We start from the raw sequence: 16847 nt of genomic DNA, 5'->3' as shown, positions 1-16847 counted from the left end.
TTTGGCTGGCCTCCCTCCTGAGCCGCCAGAGGACGTCAGCGTGATCGCATCATCGTCCCCAGCGCCGCGAACAGCCGCGGATCGCCGGACTGGGCGACGTTGAACCGCATGAAACGGCTGGCGCTCTGCGACAAGCTGTAGACGTTCCCCGGCGCCAGCACGATGTCCTGCGCCAGCAACCGCTGCGCGATGACCGCGGAATCCAGCCCCTCCGGCAGGCGGCACCACAGGAACATGCCGCCGCGCGGCTCGATCCAGGGCTCGATGCCGATCGCGCTCAATCGGGCGGCCGTCTCGCCCATCGTCCGCGCCAGCCTCGTGCGCAGCCCGTCCATGTGCCGGCGATAGCCGCCATCTTTCAGCACCCCCAGGACCAGCTCGGCCGCCATCCGCCCGGTGCCGAAGGAGGACGCGATCTTCAGGTCGATCAGCCCCTCGATCCAGTCCCGTCGGGCGGCGATGTAGCCGCAGCGCACCGAGGCCGAGAGCGACTTCGAGAAGCTTCCGATCTGGACGACGCGCTCCAGCCCGTCGAAGGCCGCGAGTCTCGGTGCCGGCTCCAGCTCGAAATCGGCGAAGATATCGTCCTCGACGATGGTCAGCCCGAACGGCTCGGACAGTTTGAGAAGCCGATGCGCAACGACCGGCGAGAGGCTCGCCCCGGTCGGATTGTGCAGGCCCGAATTGGTGACGTAGAGGCGCGGCCGGTGCTCGGCCAGCACCTGCTCGAAGGCGGCGAGATCGGGACCGCTGGGCCCGAAAGGGACACCGACGATCCGCACGCGATGCGCCCGCAGCAGGGCATGGAAGTTGAAGTAGCAGGGGTCGTCGACGAGTACCGTGTCACCGGGCTCCACGAGCAGGCTGCAGACGAGATCCAGCGCCTGGGTGCCGGATTCGGTGAGCAGGATCTGGTCCGGCGCGGCTTCGATGCCATGCCCCGCCAGCCGGCGCGACAGCCACTGCCGCAGCGGTGCAAGGCCGAGCGGGGTTCCGTAGTCAGCAAGCGTCTCGTCGGATGCGCGCGAGAGCGCGCGCAGCGCCCGGCGCAGGCTTTCCTGCGGCAGCCACTCTGCCGGCAGCCAGCCGCATCCCGGCTTCAGAACCGTGTCGCCGGCGTCCAGCGTCTGTCGCGACACCCAGAAGGGATCGACCGCGCGCTCCAGCCGCGGCCCGAGATCGGCCGGCGAGAAGGGCAGCGCCGGGCCGGAGACGAAGAAGCCGGAGCCGCGACGCGCCTCGATCGCCCCCTCGGCGGCCAGCCGGTCATAGGCCTCGACCACGGTCGACTTGGAGACCGCCATCGTCTCGGCGAAGGCCCGGATCGAGGGCAGCCGTGCGCCGGGCGCCAGCCTGCGGCCGGCAATGCGCTCGCGAATGGCACTCATCACCGTGCCGACACGCGTGCCGGAGGCCACTGCATCTGCTGCTGGAGCCATGGAACTGTTCCCACCTGTCACCGGTACAGTTTGCCCGAATTGTCCGACCCTGTCTCTGGCAGATAGGGGCCGTCCCCGGCGATGACCGCTCGATGGACGAAGCGGAAACAGCATGATCGACGACAGGACGAGCGGCCTAATGAATGGGCTGCTGGGGGTGATCATCTTCGCGGGATCGCTGCCGGCGACGCGGGTGGCGGTGGCGGATTTCGACCCGGTCTTCCTGACGCTCGCCCGCGCTGCCATCGCAGGCCTTCTCGGGCTCGCGCTCCTGCTCCTCTTTCGCGAGAAGCGCCCATCGCGCACCGATCTGCTGCCGCTGCTGATCGTCTCGCTCTGCGTCGTCATCGGCTTCCCGCTGCTGACGGCGCTGGCGCTCCGCCACGTCACGGCGGCACATTCGATCGTCTTCATCGGCCTGCTGCCGCTCGCGACCGCACTCTTCGGCGTGCTGCGCGGCGGTGAGCGGCCCCGTCCGGCCTTCTGGCTGCTGTCGGGCCTCGGCAGCGCGCTGGTCGTCGGCTTCGCCCTGACACAAGGCTTCGCTGCCGCGCCGACCGGAGACCTGCTGATGCTCGCGGCCATCGTCGTCTGCGGCTGGGGCTATGCCGAGGGCGCGACGCTGTCGCGGCGGCTCGGCGGCTGGCAGGTCATCTCCTGGGCACTGCTGCTGGCGCTCCCCGTGACGGCGAGCGCCGCGTTGGTGCTGCGCCCCGACAGCCTCTTGGCAACGGGCCTGCCCGCCTGGCTCGGCCTCGCTTATGTCTCGCTCTTCAGCATGCTGATCGGCTTCGTCTTCTGGTATCGCGGGCTCGCCCAGGGCGGCATCGCGGCGGTCGGGCAGTTGCAGCTGCTGCAGCCCTTCTTCGGCCTCGCGCTGGCGGGGCTGCTGCTGGGCGAGACGGTGACCTGGCCGATGCTGATGGCGTCGGCGGCCGTCGCGGCCTGCGTCGCCGGGGCCCGGCGCTTGGCTCGCTAGCTGGCGGTGACGGGCGGGATCAGCACCACCGCGTCGCCCGGCGTGATCGGGCCGGGCAGATCAACGCTCAGCACCAGCCCGCGCAGGCTCGCAGCCGCCTTCACGAAGCGGAACAGCAGTTCCGGGCGCCCGCTCGCCGCCGCGACCGCCGCACCCGCACGCCGACAGGGGAGGTTGTAGGCTTCCACATGCAGGATCGCGCTGCCGTCGAAGCGGCCCGCCCCACCCCAGCCGCCACCGATGGCGAGCCGGCTGCCCGGCGCGATGCGGGAGAAGCCCGGCACGCCCTCGATCAGGAGGTTCCCGCCGAGCCAGTCGGGCGGCAGCGCAGGGAGATCGAGCGCCGCGGCGATCACGGCCAGTTCGTCAGGGCACAGCGCCGAGAGCTGGCGGTCGTTGCGGAGTGGTAAGCCCCGCGGGAGCCAGGCTTCGCGCGGGCCCGATCGCCGTGTCGGACCAGCATGGAGATCGCCGACGATGCCGGCGTGATCGAGGGTCAGCGTCGCGGCTTCCGCCGTGACAAAAGGGTGCCGTGACGGGGATTGTCCCGACGCGACGAGAACACTGGCGACGCGGCCGATGACGGGCGTGTTTTTCACATCGGCGGCATGCTGTCCGCCGACGACGCTGTCAACCGCGGCCGCGGGTCACAGCAGTTGCAGCGAGCCCGCCGCCGTCTTGCCCCGTTCGGTTTTCAGTTCGAACGAGACTTTCTGCCCCTCGGTCAGCGTCATCATGCCCGCTTCCTTAACGGCAGTGATGTGCACGAACACATCCTTGCCGCCATCAGCAGGCTGAATGAAGCCGAAGCCCTTTTCTGTATTGAACCACTTGACGGTCCCGGTCGCCATCGCCGCATCCCTTGAAGCCTAAGCGTCGTTGCGGCGGCCGGTTGCTCTGGCCGACAGCCACAGCAGCAAGGATTGTCCGAAATGTCTTGGTTGTCGAGAGCAAAGCGCAGCCGTTTAAACCGTCTCCGATCAAGACTTGGTCAACGTCACCTGCGTCATCAGCGAGGTTTGCGACGATCCGCCTAGATATATCTCGATGAGACCGGGCTCGACGACGTAGCGGCCGGCCTCGTCATGTGCGCCGAGATGCCGCGCCTCGAGCCTGAACCGCACCGTCCGAGTCTCGCCCAGGCGCAGCATCGGCTTGTCGAAGCCCTTCAGTTCGCGCACGGGGCGCGAGCGGCTCGCGACCGGCTGGCGGATATAGAGCTGCACAACCTCCTGCCCCTCGCGGGTGCCGGTGTTAGTGACGTCGACCGACACCTCGACGCTGCCGTCGAGCCCCATGGACGGCCGCGACACGCGGGCATTCGCATAGGTGAAGGCCGTGTAGGAGAGGCCGTGGCCGAACGGGTAGAGCGGCTCGTTCGCCTCGTCCATGAAGATCGATTCATAGCGCTGGCGGATCTTCTGCGGCCGCCCCGTCGGCAGGTGGTCGTAATAGACCGGGATCTGCCCGACAGAGCGCGGGAAGCTCATCGGCACGCGGCCTGAGGGATTGACCTTGCCGCTCAGGATGTCGGCGATGGCGGTGCGCCCTTCCGTGCCGCCATGGAAGGTCTGCAGGATCGCGGCGACATGGGCATCGGCCCAGGTCAGGACGAGCGGGCGCCCGGTCGCCAGCACCAGCACGACCGGCTTGCCGGTGGCCACCAGCGCCTCGAGCAAGGGCTGCTGAACGCCCGGCAAGTCGAGCTTCGTGCGCGAGGCCCCCTCCCCCATGAACTCGCAATCCTCGCCGAGCATCGCGACGACGAGGTCGCTCGCAGCGGCGGCGCGGATGGCGGCCTCCTTGTCGGCGAACTCCGTTCCGCAGGCCTTGGTGAAGGCCGGTTCATAGGTGACGGCGACATCAGCCGGGAGGCGCTCCTTCAGGGCCTCGGGCAGGCCCTGGACGGTGCGGCGGCCGAGCCCGGCAGGGTCGGTCCAGACCCGCTCGTCCTCGGGGCGCGCCATCGCGCCGATGACGGCGACGGATTTGACCGAAGAGCCGATCGGCAGGACGCCACCGCCATTCTTGAGCAGCATCGCGCCTTCCCGCGCCGCCTGCAGCGCCACCTGGCGCGCGCCTTCCGTCTGCATCAGCGCCGGCGCGGCAGCGGGATCGACATCGGGCTTCTCGAACAGGCCAAGATGGAACTTGACCCGCAGCACCCGCCGCACCGCCTCGTCCAACGCCTTTAACGGCACGCGACCGGCCTTCACCTCGGCGGCGAGGTGCTTGTGGTAGACGTCGCCCATCATGTCCATGTCGATGCCGGCGAGCAGCGCCTTGCGCGCGGCTTCGGCATCGTCCTTGGCGATGCCGTGCAGGCGCAACTCGGTGATCGAGCCGAAATCCGAGGTCACGAAGCCCCGGAAGCCCCATTGCCCGCGCAATAGGTCCGTCAGCATCCCGCGATGGGCGGTCGAGGGCATGCCGTTGAGCGCGTTGAAGGCCGCCATCGCGGTCATCGACCCGGCATCGAACGACGCCTTGAAGGGCGGCAGATGCAGGTCGTGGAGCTGGCTCGTCGGGATCCAGGTCGAGTTGTAGTCGCGCCCCGCCTCGCCCGCACCATAGCCGACGAAATGCTTCACGGAGGTCGCGACACCGCCGCGCTGGTAGCCGCGCGTCCGCGCCGCCGCGACGACGGACGCCAGATGCACGTCCTCGCCCGCGCCCTCGAGAACGCGACCCCAGCGTGGATCGCGCGACATGTCGACCATCGGCGCGAAGGTCCAGTTGATGCCGGCAGCCGATGCCTCGCGCCCGGTCCAGTAGGCTGCCTGCTCAATCAGCGCCGGATTCCAGCTCGAAGCCTGGCCGAGCGGCAGCGGGAAATAGGTCGAGAAGCCATGGACCGCGTCGAGCCCGATGATCAGCGGGATCTTGAGGCGGCTCTCGCGCACCGCCTTCTGCACCGCCAGCACCTCCGCCGGCACGACGAAGTTCATCACCGCGCCCATGCGCCCGGCCTTGATCTGGCTGATGTCGAAGCCGTCGCCGCGCCCCGACAGATGCAGCTGTCCGACCTTTTCCTCCAGCGTCATCTTTGCCAGCAGCGCGTCGATGCGCCGCTCGATCGCCCTGGACTCCGCACCGGTCTTCCAGGCGACGGGCGTCGCCGGTGGGACGGCTGCCGTCTGCGCGGGAGCAACGGTCAGGGATGCCGGCAGGAGCAGGCCGAGGACGAGGAGCGTGGCGGCGAGCCGCGGGATCATGAAGCGCATCTTTCGACAGGAGACCGGGCCGGACGGACAGCGAGACAGGTGACGGGCGTCGAACGCCGCCCTACAGGAATGCCCGGACCGGCTCAACCATCCCGGCCCGCCACGCCGCTGGCTCGCCCGTTGCATCGCAGGCTCCGGCTGAACGCGCCCTGAATCGGAACATCCCGCCATGCCACAGACCACCGCCCCCCTCGCCTCGTCGACGGAGCGGCACCGGCTCTATGAAGACGCGCTGGCGATCCTGCTGGGGACGCTGATGGTCTCGATCGGCATCGCGCTCTTCGCCAAGGCGACGATCATGACCGGCGGCGCGGCGGGGCTCGCCCTGCTGCTGCAATATGCGACCGGGCTCAATTTCGGCCTGCTCTTCTCGGCGGTCAACCTGCCCTTCTACTGGCTCGCCTTCCGCCGCATGGGCCTGCCCTTCACCCTGCGCACCTTCGTCGCCGTGGGCATCGTCTCGCTGCTGGTCCAGGCGACGCCGCTCTGGCTCGACATCGCCAGCGTCCAGCCGCTCTATGCGGCGCTGGCCGGCGGCAGCATCATGGGGCTCGGACTGCTCGCGCTAGCCCGCCACCGCACCGCCATCGGCGGCGTCAACATCCTCGCGCTTTATCTGCAGGAGAAGCGCGGCTGGCGCGCCGGCTGGGTCCAGCTTTCCATCGACGCCGGCATCTTCCTGGCGGCAGCCTTTGTCCTCCCGCCCGACCGGCTGGCGATCTCGCTGATCGGCACGCTCGTCCTCAATGCGGTGCTCGGCATGAACCACAAGCCGGGCCGCTATATGGGCGTGTCCTGACCGCGGCGGATCGCCGGTCTTGCGCCCCGCGGCGGCGCATGCGAGTCACCGCCGCGGGTGACCCAAAGCGACGAGGCTCGACACCATGGCCCAGCCCCTGACCATCGAAGACCTGCGCCTGCTGGCGAAGCGCCGTGTCCCGCGCATGTTCTACGATTACGCCGATTCCGGCGCCTGGACCGAAGGCACCTACCGCGCCAACGAGACCGATTTCGCCAAGGTCAAGCTGCGCCAGCGCGTCGCGGTCGACATGACCAACCGCACGCTGGAATCGACCATGATCGGCGAGAAGGTCACGATGCCCGTCGCGCTCGCCCCCACCGGCATGACCGGGATGCAGCATCCCGATGGCGAGATCCTGGCCGCCAAGGCCGCCGCCAAGGCGGGCGTGCCCTTCACCCTCTCGACCATGAGCATCTGCTCGATCGAGGACATCGCCAACCATGTCGGCAACCCGTTCTGGTTCCAGCTCTATGTGATGAAGGACCGCGATTTCAGCGCGCGGCTGATCGAGCGGGCCCGGCGCGCCGGCGTCTCGGCGCTCGTCCTGACGCTCGACCTGCAGATCCTCGGCCAGCGCCACAAGGACATCCGCAACGGCCTCTCCGCTCCGCCCAAGCCGACGCTCGCCAACCTGATCAACCTCGCGACCAAGCCGCGCTGGTGTCTGAAAATGCTCGACACTCCGCGGCGCAGCTTCGGCAACATCGTCGGCCATGTCTCGGGCGTCGCCGACATGTCCTCCCTCTCCTCCTGGACCGCCGACCAGTTCGACCCGAAGCTCGATTGGGACGACGTCAAGCGGATCAAGGACCAGTGGGGCGGCAAGCTCATCATCAAGGGCATCCTTGACCCAGAGGATGCCGAACTCGCCGCGCAGAGCGGCGCCGACGCGCTGATCGTCTCCAACCATGGCGGCCGGCAGCTCGACGGCGCCCTCTCCTCGATCGAGGCCCTGCCCACCATCGTCGACCAGGTCGGCAACCGCATCGAGGTGCTCTTCGACGGCGGCATCCGCTCGGGCCAGGACGTGATCAAGGCACTGGCGCTCGGCGCGCACGGCACCTTCATCGGCCGCGCCTTCCTCTACGGGCTCGGCGCGATGGGCGAGGCCGGCGTTACCCGCTGCCTCGAGATCATCCGCAAGGAGCTCGACGTCACCATGGCGCTCTGCGGCCTGCGCGACATCAAGGCGGTGGACGAGAAGATCCTCGTCGGCGGCCGCGAGGGCGCGATGCAGCGGCTGGCGACGGCGGCGGTCTGATCCGCCGCCCCACGCCTCACTCGGGCTGGATGCCGGCCTTCTTGACGATGTCGGCCCATTTCGCGATCTCGGCGACGACGAAGGCCTTCAGCGCATCGGGCGCGCTGCCCTCGGGCTCGATGCCCGCCGCCAGGAGGCGCTCCTGCGTTGGCTTGTCGGCCAGCGCCGCCGCGATCGCGTTGTGCAGCGCCTCGACTGTGGGCCTCGGGGTCTTGGCCGGCGCAAAGGCGGCAAACCACGCCGCGAGATCATAGCCGGCCACGCCGGCCTCGACCATCGTCGGCAGATCGGGCGCGAGCGTACTGCGATTGGCCGTCGAAACCGCCAGCCCGTTGACCTTGCCGGCGCGAACCTGCGGCATCGTCGTGGAGATGTCGGCGAAGACGATGTTGATCTGCCCGCCGAGCAGATCCGTGATCGCCTGCGGATTGCTGCGATAGGGCACATAGGTCAGGTCGATGCCCGCTAGCGACTTCAGCATCTCGCCGGCGATGCGCGACGAGCTCGACCCGGCACCGAAGGTCAGCTTTCCGGGATTGGCCTTGGCGTAAGCCACCAGTTCGGCGACGGTCTTGGCCGGAACGGAGGGGTGGGTCGTCAGCGCCAGGGTGATCGTCCCGATCTTGCCGATCGCCTCGAAACTGCCGACCGCATCATAGGGCACCGATTTCAGCAGGCTCTGATTGGCGCCGTGGGTCGTGTTGGTGGTGATCAGGACAGTGTGCCCGTCCGGCTCGGCGCGGGCCACGTTCTGGGCGGCGATGACGCCGCTCGCGCCGGCGAGGTTCTCGACCACCACCGGCTTGCCCAGGGTCTTGGAAACATGGTCCCCGAGGATGCGTGCAACGGCATCGGTCGCGCTGCCCGCGGCAAAGGGCACGACGAATTTGATGCTGCGGCTCGGGAAGTCCTGCGCGGCGGCCGGCAGCGCCAGCGTAAGTCCCGCGACCAGTGCGGCAATGATCGTTTTCATGGCTTTTCCTCCTTGTGCTGTTTTTCTTGGATCGGGTGTCTCTGCGCCGTAGGTCACGGGCCTGGCTCGATCTCGAGATCGAGCAGCGCCGAGCTCAGGCTCTTGCCGTGGGTGTCGAGGCACAGCGATCGCGTCACGCCGCCGCCCAGCGCCTGGCGCATCACGAAATTCAGCGCGCCGAGGCTCTCGACCTCGTAGCGAATCACCTCACCCGCCACGAGCGAGCCGAAATGCGCCTTGACGCGCGCTGCCGTGACCTCGCGCAGCAGCAACGGGTAATCGGCGGGATCATGCGCGATCAGCGAGAGGTTCGAGACGTCGCCCTTGTCGCCGGAGCGCGAATGGGCAATGGCGCGCAGCTTCATCTCACGCCTCCAGCCAGGTGATCATCGGACGCACGCTCGTCCGCGGGATCGTCACGGAGCGGATGCCGAGCACCTCCCGCACCTGCCGGCTGACGCCGCCGCCCCCGGCGGGCCCGTTGGTGTAAAGCGCCTCGACCTCGGCGCCGATCAGCGCGGCGGTGGCAGCATCGGTCGTGCGGGCGGCAACGCGCAGGCGCACCTCATAGGGCTCGCGGCCGCCGGCATCCGACAGCGCCTCGCCATGCAGCGCATCGAGGCCGATGAGGTCACAGCGCAGGTCCTGCGGTGCGATGCCCGTTCGCGACAGCCGCTCCCGCAGGATCTCGCGGGCCAGGGCCGCGCGGCCCACCGCACCGGACCCGGCATAGGAGATCTGCCCCTCGCCGATGAAGCCCTCCATCAGGCCGAGCGAGACCTTGAGCCCGTCGGGCCGGGGACGACCGGTCGCGCCGCTGACGGCGACCCGGTCAGGCCCGATTGGCTCGACACGGACGCGCGAGAAATCGGCTGTCACGTCGGGCGTCAGATAGCGCGCGGGATCATGCACCTCGTAGAGGATCTGCTCCTTGCAGGTGGCGGGCGAAACGACGCCACCGCTGCCGGCGACCTTGGTCACCACCAGAGAGCCGTCTTCGCTGAACTCGCCGATCGGAAAACCCAGCCTCGCCAGTCCAGGAACGTCCTTGAAGCCGGGATCCGCGAAATAGCCCCCCGTGACCTGTCCGGCGCATTCGAGCAAATGGCCCGCCAGCGTCGCCTGGCCGAGCCTGCTCCAGTCATCGGCGGCCCAGCCGAAGGCGTGCAGGATCGGTCCGACATAGAGCGAGGGATCGGCGGCGCGTCCGGTGATGACGATGTCGGCTCCGCCCGCCAGCGCCTCGGCGATCGGCTCGGCCCCCAGATAGGCGTTCGCCGAAACCAGAATGTCGCCGAGATCGGCAATGCGTTGCCCGGTTTCCTCGATCACGCAGTCGCCATCGAGGGCCGCCAGCACGTCGTCGCCCGTGATGGCGGCGATGACGAGCGGACCAAGCCCCTTCTCGCGCGCGACCCGCCGCGCCTCCGCGGCGGCCGCCAGCGGATTTGCCGCGCCCATATTGGTAACGATGCGTGTCCCGGCGGCCCGGCAGGCCGGCAGCACCGCAGCGAACCGGGCTGCGAGAAGCGGATCGAAGCCGCTGTCGGGGTCCCGGCGGCGGGCCTGCTGAGCCAGCGCGATGGTTCGCTCGGCGAGGCACTCGAAAACGAGATAATCGAGCGCGCCCTGTTCGGCGAGTTCGACCGCGGGCTCGATCCTGTCGCCCGAGAAACCCGCTCCCGCTCCCAGCCGAACCTGCCGCACAATCCTGCTCCCTGATGCGACAGAAGGGACCATGCGCCGTCCGATAGGACAATTGAATTGATCGGATCGCAGTGATTAATTTGAGCTATGAATATCGATATTCGCCAGATGCGGGCTTTTCTGGCCGTCGCCGCGACGGGAAGCTTCACCCGCGCGGCCGACCAGATCGCCCTCTCCCAGCCGGCTCTGACGGTCCAGATCCGCAACCTCGAGCAGGCGCTCGCGCTTCGCGTCTTCGACCGCAACACCCGCAGCGTCGCTCTGACGCGAGCGGGGCGGGAGCTGCTGCCGGTCCTGGACCGTCTCGTCCGAGAGCTCGACAGCGTGGTCAGCGAAAGCCGGGCCCAGGCCAGCCTCGGTCGCGGCGTCGTCAGGCTGGCCGTCCTGCCGTCGATCGCCTCGGGCATCCTGCCGGAGGTCATCGCCCGCTTCCGCCGGACCCATCCTGACATCCTCTTCGTCATCCGGGACGCCATCGCCGCCACCGTCAACGCGGCGACGCGATCCGAGGAGGTCGATCTCGGCATCACGGGCGGGAGCCTGGACCTGCGGGACCTCGAAGCGCTGTTGACGACCACCGATCGCATGCACGCCGTCTTCCCCTGCGGCCATGCGCTGGATCGTGAGGGGGAAATGTCGCTGGCGGAGCTTGCCGCCCATCCGCTGATCCTGATGGACGGCGCCACCAGCGTGCGGCAGGTCGTGGACCAGGCTTTTGCGGCGGCCGGATTGCGCATCGAGGTCGCCGCCGAGGCGACCTATATGAGCACGGCCGCGGCCATGGCGCGCGCCGGCCTCGGCGTGGCGATCCTGCCCGGCTCGGCCATGGAGGTTCGGGCCGTCGCCGAGCTGCGGTCCCGGCGGATCGGCTCGCCTGCCTTCACCCGGCGGATCACCGTGATCCGACGCGCCGGTCGCACCCTTCCGCCGGCCAGCGCGCTGTTCCTGCAGGAATTGCAACAAGCCCTGGCACCACCGCTGGAGGCGTAGAGCCCGCCGCTTGCGTCGGAACCCGCGCGGCGATGTCGGGGGCTTTGTGCGCGAGGCTACCAACGTGGAAACGGCTGCGGGGGCACACTGCGCCCCCGCCTCCATCCTTGCGTCTGGATTGCTCAGGCCTTGAGGAAGGCGAGCATGTCCTGGTTCAGCCGGTCCTTGTGGGTCTCGGAGAGGCCGTGCGGGGCGCCCTCATAGACCTTCAGGGTCGCGTTCGGCAGCAGCCGCTTGACGGCCCGCGCAGTGGTCTCGATCGGGACGATCTGGTCGTCGTCGCCATGGACGATCAGCGTCGGCCGGTCGACCTTCTTCAGATCCGCGACGAAGTCGGTCTCCGAGAACGCCTTGATCGAGTCGAAGGTGTTCTTGAAGCCGGCCTGCATGCCCTGCGCATACCAGGCCTCGATCGCGCCCTGGCTCGCCTTGGCGCCGGGGCGGTTGTAGCCGAAGAACGGGCCCGATGCGATGTCACGGAAGAGCTGACCACGGTCGGCGAGGAAGCCCTTGCGGATGCCGTCGAAGACCTCCAGCGGCACGCCGTCGGGGTTTGAGGGCTTGCGCAGCATGATCGGCGTCACCGCGGCGATGAAGCCGACCCTGGCGACACGACCCGTGCCGTGGCGGCCGACATAGCGCGCCACCTCACCGCCGCCGGTCGAGAAGCCGAAGGCCGAAATGTTCCTGAGGTCGAGCGCCTCGATCACCTCCGCCAGATCGTCGGCATAGTGATCCATGTCGTTGCCGTCCCAGACCTGGCTGGAGCGGCCATGGCCGCGCCGGTCATGGCTGATGACCCGGAAGCCGTTATTGGCGAGGAAGAAGGCCTGGTTCTCCCAGCTGTCGGAGGAGAGCGGCCAGCCATGGCTCAGCGTCACCATCGGACCATCCTTGGGACCCCAGTCCTTGAAATAGAGCCGGACGCCTTCGCGGGTCACGACATAATCGCCATCAACGACCGGCTTGGCCCGGCGCGCGGGCGCCTTCTTCGCCGCCGTCGACTGGGCGGCGGCTTCGCCGGCGGGCAGGGACGCGGCGGTCGCGGTCGCGGCGGCGAGTGCGAGGCCGCTCAGCAGGTCACGGCGGGCGGGGTTGTGGGCGGCGGTTTCATTGGCGTTCGACATGATCTCGTCTCCTTCTGGTTCGCGTGGCCCGGCGGAGAACCGTCGGCCGATCTTCAATCGCTATCGATTAGATCGTGAACGATTTAATAAGGACGAGCCTCGCCGCTGTCAATCCCTTGCGATTGGATCGCGCACGATTATTTTAAGCCCGTACCGAGGAGATGCCGATGACCGCCCCAGCCCCGCCATCCGATCCGAAGCTCGACGACTTCCTGTGCTTCGCGCTCTATTCCGCCAGCCACGCCTTCAACCGGCTCTACAAGCCCCTGCTCGACGAACTCGGCCTGACCTATCCGCAGTATCTGGTGATGGTGACGCTCTGGGAGCGTGACGACCGCACCGTCGGCGAGATCGGCGAACGGCTCTTCCTCGAATCCAACACGCTGACGCCGCTGCTGAAGCGCATGGAGGCGGCAGGGCTGGTCTCGCGCAGCCGCGATCCGGCCGACGAGCGCCAGGTCCGCCTGAGGCTGACGGCAGGCGGCAAGGCCCTGCTCGACAAGGCTCGCAGCGTGCCTCCCTGCGTTCAGGAAGCCACGGGGCTGACGGCGGAAGAGGCCCGCAGCCTTACCGACCGGATCGGCGCGCTGCGGACGGCGCTGTCGCGCTAGGCGCTCGGCTTTGGCAGCGCTGGCGCTGCCCAGAAATAGAAAAAGCCCCGCGGCACACTCGGTGCCGCGGGGCTTTTTGTTTACGAGCGCCTCAGCGCGAGAACTTCTTGTACTGGATGCGCTTGGGGATCGTGGAGTCGATGCCCAGCCGTCGCTTCTTGTCTTCCTCGTAATCGGCAAAGTTGCCCTCGAACCACTCGACATGGCTGTCGCCCTCGAAGGCGAGGATATGGGTCGCGATGCGGTCGAGGAACCAGCGATCGTGGCTGATGATCACGGCGCAGCCGGCGTAATCCTCCAGCGCCTCCTCCAGCGCCCGCAGCGTATCGACATCGAGGTCGTTGGTCGGCTCGTCGAGCAGCAGGACGTTGGAGCCGGCCTTCAGCATCTTCGCGAGATGGACGCGGTTGCGCTCGCCGCCCGAGAGCGAACCGACCTTCTTCTGCTGGTCGCCGCCCTTGAAGTTGAAGGTCGAGCAATAGGCGCGCGAATTGATCTCGCGCTTGCCGAGATAGAGGATGTCGTTGCCGCCCGAGATCTCCTCCCAGACGTTCTTCTTGTCGTCGAGCGAGTCGCGGCTCTGGTCGACATAGCCGAGCGTGACGCTCTCGCCGATCTTGATCGTGCCAGCATCGGGCTTGTCCTGCCCGGTGATCATGCGGAACAGCGTCGTTTTGCCGGCGCCGTTGGGGCCGATCACGCCGACGATGCCGCCCGGCGGCAGCTTGAAGGTCAGCCCGTCGATCAGCAGCTTGTCCTGGAAGCCCTTCGAGATGTTCTCGAAATCGACGACGTTGTTGCCCAGCCGCTCGGCGATCGGGATGATGATCTGCGCGGTGTCGGGGCCCTTGTTGTTGGCCTTCTGGACGAGTTCGTCATAGCGCTGGATACGCGCCTTGCTCTTGGCCTGGCGGGCCTTGGGCGAGGCCGAGATCCACTCCTGCTCGCGCTCCAGCGTCTTCTGGCGGGAGACGTCCTCGCGGTTCTCCTGGGCGAGGCGCTTCTGCTTCTGCACCGACCAGGCCGAGTAGTTGCCCTCATAGGGGATGCCCTGGCCGCGATCGAGCTCGAGGATCCAGCTGGTGACGTTGTCGAGGAAGTAGCGATCGTGGGTCACGATCAGGATCGCGCCAGGATAGGTGCGCAGATGGCCTTCGAGCCAGGCGGTGGTCTCGGCGTCCAAATGGTTGGTCGGCTCGTCGAGCAGCAGCAGCTCCGGCTGCTCCAGCAGGAGCTTGCAGAGCGCGACGCGGCGGCGCTCGCCGCCCGAGAGCTTGGCCACCTCCCAGTCGTCGGGCGGGCAGCGCAGCGCGTCCATCGCCTGGTCGACCTTGGAATCGAGATCCCACAGCCCCTTGGCCTCGATCTCGTCCTGCAGGGCCGTCATCTCGTCGGCGGTCTCGTCGGAATAGTTCATGGCGAGCTCGTTGTAGCGGTCGAGCACGGCCTTCTGCGGCGCGACGCCGAGCATGACGTTGTCGCGGACGTTCAGCGTCTCGTCGAGCTTGGGCTCCTGCGGCAGGTAGCCGACGCGCGCGCCCTCGGCGACCCAGGCCTCGCCGGTCCACTCCTTGTCGAACCCGGCCATGATCTTGAGCAGCGTCGACTTGCCCGCGCCGTTGACGCCGAGCACGCCGATCTTGGCGTCCGGATAGAAGGACAGGTGGATGTCCTTGAGAACCTGCTTGCCGCCCGGATAGGTCTTCGACAGGCCGCGCATATGGTAGATGAACTGGCGGGACATGGGCGTGCGGGCTCCGCTGCGGGCGTGGACTTCAGGCTTTCGGGAATCTGGCCGCTAGATAGGCGACGGGGCCTGCGAAGGCAACGGGCGGCAAAAATCGACGACCGCAACCTATGCTTGCATAAATCGAAACCGCTTATCAGAATGGGAACCGCGGGGACCGTGACCGTCCTCTGATCGCCGCCATTGTCCAGGAGTGCGCGATGGGTTCCACGGATCGGGCGAAGGCATTGCGGCGCGGGCCGGCCACCAAAGGCGCGGATCCCGGCACGTCGTCGGCACACGAGCCACCCTCGCCAACATCATCGAGCACCCTTTCGTCCTTTGCCCTGCCCTATCGGTCCGACCGGACCCCGCCACCCGAGACCGGAACGAGCCACTCGTCGCCTCGGGACGTGCCGCCCTCGTCCGGCCCGCGCGAACGCGCCCGACGCGCCCCTGAGCGCGCTTCGGACGATCCGCCTGCGCGCGAGCCATCCAGCCCGGCGCCCGGCTCGAAGACCGCCTCGACGCTCTCTCTCACCGAAGCGATGCGCCTCGCCCGTTCCGACGCCGCGCGCACCATCCTGCGTGCGGCGGGCGATCGGGCCATCCGCCGGGATGGCGAAGAGGCGGCCACCATCGGCGTGATGCTGATCCTGCAGGCAGCTGTCGCCGTCGGCGTGACGCAGCCGCGGGGGACGTGGTCGACACCACGCTGGCTGGTCGACCTGGCGGAAGCCCAGGGTATTTCTGCGGAAAAGATCGCCTCCTATGGCACCATCACGACGCTCGCCTCGCCCCGTCGCGGCATCATGCTGCGTCGGGCCGCTTCGCTCGCCGTCCAGATGGCTGTGGCGCTGGCGAAAGCGACGGTCGGCCGGTCGCGCTTCGATGCACGCCACCTGATCGTAGCCGTGCTCGATTCTCCGGATCGGGCCGTTGCGCAACAGATGCGCAAGGATGCTCTGGCGGTCGGCCTCGATCTGTCGGCCCTGCGCAGAAGCCTGATCGAGCGCATTCTCGAAACGCCAGAGGCCGGGGAGAATGTTGGGGTCTGGCTGCGGTTCCTGAGGGGGGCGGACAGCGCCTGGGCCGCGCTCGGCGCTCCCGCGCGCCAGGGGCCGCAATCCGGCGCCTTTCCCGGTTTCGATGCCGATCGCGCATCGACAACCGACGACGACCCGCTCGGCATCGGGCCCGACGTATCCGCCTTCGCGCGCCTGATCTGCGTGGAGGAGACGACGACACCCCTCTCGATTGGACTCTTCGGAGAATGGGGCTCCGGCAAATCGAGCTTCATGGAGCGGCTGCAGCGCGAAATCGGCAGCCTGACCCAGAGGGAGCGTGAGGGACGAATCAAACGGGCGAGTGAACAGCCCGCTGCCGAGCTGGAGCCACAAACAGGCACGCATTTCGTCGAGAACGTCGTCCAGATTCGCTTCAACGCCTGGCACTATGCCGACGCCAATCTCTGGGCCAGCCTGACGGCCGAGTTCTTCGACCAGCTGCGCGCCGGTGGCTCCGAGCGGCAGGGCCGCCATCTCCACGCGCGCCTCGTGGAGCGCGTCAACGCTCACGTCCACAATCTGGCCAGCACCCTGACGGCCACGCGCGAAGCCCTGAACGAAAGCGAGCGCACGCTGATCCGGGCGCAGAAGGCGCGCGACAAAGCCGTCGCGGCCGTGCCGACCGAACAGCGTGACGCTCTCTCGCAGACGCTGATCGATGCGATCGGAACCGCCTATGAGAAGCACAAATCCGATCTGGTCGAACTCGGCCGGCGCGCCTATCAGGACGACCCCTCGAAAGGCATCCGGGATTTCGTCTCCGTCGCCAGGGACGTTCAGACGATCGGAGGCCAGCTGAAGACGGTCGCGGCGATCGTCATGGCGCGAGGCTGGCGTGTTGCCCTCCTGGTCCTCGCACTGGCCCTCGTTGTGGCCGCGGTGACGGGCCTCGTGCCGACGGACAAGGCCTGACGTGCTCCCCGAAAACCCGGCCAGTCTGA

At 68.1% G+C, this 16847-nt stretch carries 15 protein-coding genes; 6 read left to right on the top strand and 9 right to left on the bottom strand.

The window, feature by feature from the left end; all coding sequences use genetic code 11:
* Positions 1–35: 35 nt before the first annotated feature.
* Positions 36–1439, bottom strand: a complete 1404-nt coding sequence (locus tag ABIE41_RS12465) for an aminotransferase-like domain-containing protein (RefSeq protein WP_210320802.1) — start codon at positions 1437–1439, stop codon at positions 36–38.
* Positions 1440–1554: 115 nt separating this feature from the next.
* Between ABIE41_RS12465 and ABIE41_RS12460 the strand changes: the two genes are divergently transcribed.
* A complete protein-coding gene (locus ABIE41_RS12460) occupies positions 1555–2418 on the top strand; it encodes a DMT family transporter (protein ID WP_192642748.1) in 864 nt (287 codons plus the stop codon).
* Here ABIE41_RS12460 and ABIE41_RS12455 read toward each other — a convergent pair.
* The 3 genes from ABIE41_RS12455 to ABIE41_RS12445 form a co-directional block, all read right to left on the bottom strand.
* On the bottom strand, positions 2415–3017 hold the full coding sequence (locus tag ABIE41_RS12455; RefSeq protein WP_192640731.1) for an MOSC domain-containing protein: 603 nt from the start codon (positions 3015–3017) through the stop codon (positions 2415–2417). The genes ABIE41_RS12460 and ABIE41_RS12455 overlap by 4 nt on opposite strands.
* Before the next feature lie 48 nt (positions 3018–3065).
* Positions 3066–3269, bottom strand: coding sequence for a cold-shock protein (locus ABIE41_RS12450; protein ID WP_114827192.1), 204 nt, complete (start codon positions 3267–3269; stop codon positions 3066–3068).
* 129 nt (positions 3270–3398) lie between these two features.
* Positions 3399–5633, bottom strand: coding sequence for a glycoside hydrolase family 3 N-terminal domain-containing protein (locus ABIE41_RS12445; protein WP_192640730.1), 2235 nt, complete (start codon positions 5631–5633; stop codon positions 3399–3401).
* A gap of 178 nt (positions 5634–5811) precedes the next feature.
* On the opposite strand from ABIE41_RS12445, the gene ABIE41_RS12440 reads away from it, so the two are divergent.
* Together ABIE41_RS12440 and ABIE41_RS12435 are read left to right on the top strand one after the other, a co-directional pair.
* Positions 5812–6441 carry a DUF6198 family protein gene (locus ABIE41_RS12440; protein WP_192640729.1) on the top strand — a complete coding sequence of 210 codons (630 nt, stop codon included), beginning with the start codon at positions 5812–5814 and terminating at the stop codon, positions 6439–6441.
* 85 nt (positions 6442–6526) lie between these two features.
* Positions 6527–7705 carry an alpha-hydroxy acid oxidase gene (locus tag ABIE41_RS12435; RefSeq protein ID WP_192640728.1) on the top strand — a complete coding sequence of 393 codons (1179 nt, stop codon included), beginning with the start codon at positions 6527–6529 and terminating at the stop codon, positions 7703–7705.
* A 16-nt stretch (positions 7706–7721) separates the two neighbouring features.
* Here the strand turns inward: ABIE41_RS12435 and ABIE41_RS12430 are convergent, their stop codons facing one another.
* Genes ABIE41_RS12430 through ABIE41_RS12420 form a run of 3 tightly spaced genes read right to left on the bottom strand, consistent with a single transcriptional unit; the run spans position 7722 to position 10385 of the window.
* Entirely contained in the window at positions 7722–8678 is a 957-nt protein-coding gene (locus ABIE41_RS12430) for a Bug family tripartite tricarboxylate transporter substrate binding protein (RefSeq protein ID WP_192640727.1), read from the bottom strand.
* A gap of 53 nt (positions 8679–8731) precedes the next feature.
* On the bottom strand, positions 8732–9043 hold the full coding sequence (locus tag ABIE41_RS12425) for an AtuA-related protein (protein ID WP_192640726.1): 312 nt from the start codon (positions 9041–9043) through the stop codon (positions 8732–8734).
* 1 nt (position 9044) lies between these two features.
* Positions 9045–10385 (bottom strand): acyclic terpene utilization AtuA family protein, encoded by a 1341-nt coding sequence (locus ABIE41_RS12420; protein WP_192640725.1) that lies wholly within the window; start codon positions 10383–10385, stop codon positions 9045–9047.
* Positions 10386–10493: 108 nt separating this feature from the next.
* On the opposite strand from ABIE41_RS12420, the gene ABIE41_RS12415 reads away from it, so the two are divergent.
* Positions 10494–11375, top strand: coding sequence for a LysR family transcriptional regulator (locus tag ABIE41_RS12415; RefSeq protein WP_354192100.1), 882 nt, complete (start codon positions 10494–10496; stop codon positions 11373–11375).
* Positions 11376–11497: 122 nt separating this feature from the next.
* On the opposite strand, the gene ABIE41_RS12410 is transcribed toward ABIE41_RS12415, so the two are convergent.
* Entirely contained in the window at positions 11498–12505 is a 1008-nt protein-coding gene (locus ABIE41_RS12410; RefSeq protein WP_465247117.1) for an alpha/beta fold hydrolase, read from the bottom strand.
* A gap of 158 nt (positions 12506–12663) precedes the next feature.
* On the opposite strand from ABIE41_RS12410, the gene ABIE41_RS12405 reads away from it, so the two are divergent.
* The gene (locus ABIE41_RS12405; protein ID WP_192640722.1) at positions 12664–13113 is read left to right on the top strand and encodes a MarR family transcriptional regulator; all 450 of its coding nucleotides are present in this window, start codon (positions 12664–12666) and stop codon (positions 13111–13113) included.
* A 91-nt stretch (positions 13114–13204) separates the two neighbouring features.
* On the opposite strand, the gene ettA is transcribed toward ABIE41_RS12405, so the two are convergent.
* Positions 13205–14857, bottom strand: coding sequence for an energy-dependent translational throttle protein EttA (gene ettA, locus ABIE41_RS12400; protein ID WP_069055888.1), 1653 nt, complete (start codon positions 14855–14857; stop codon positions 13205–13207).
* Between the two features lie 203 nt (positions 14858–15060).
* On the opposite strand from ettA, the gene ABIE41_RS12395 reads away from it, so the two are divergent.
* On the top strand, positions 15061–16818 hold the full coding sequence (locus ABIE41_RS12395; protein ID WP_192640721.1) for a P-loop NTPase fold protein: 1758 nt from the start codon (positions 15061–15063) through the stop codon (positions 16816–16818).
* Positions 16819–16847 lie beyond the last annotated feature (29 nt).

The organism is Bosea sp. OAE506 (genome assembly GCF_040546595.1).
Classification (GTDB): Bacteria; Pseudomonadota; Alphaproteobacteria; order Rhizobiales; family Beijerinckiaceae; genus Allobosea.
The sequence above is the reverse complement of the archived record's forward strand: the minus strand, read 5'-3'. Positions and strand labels throughout refer to the sequence as shown.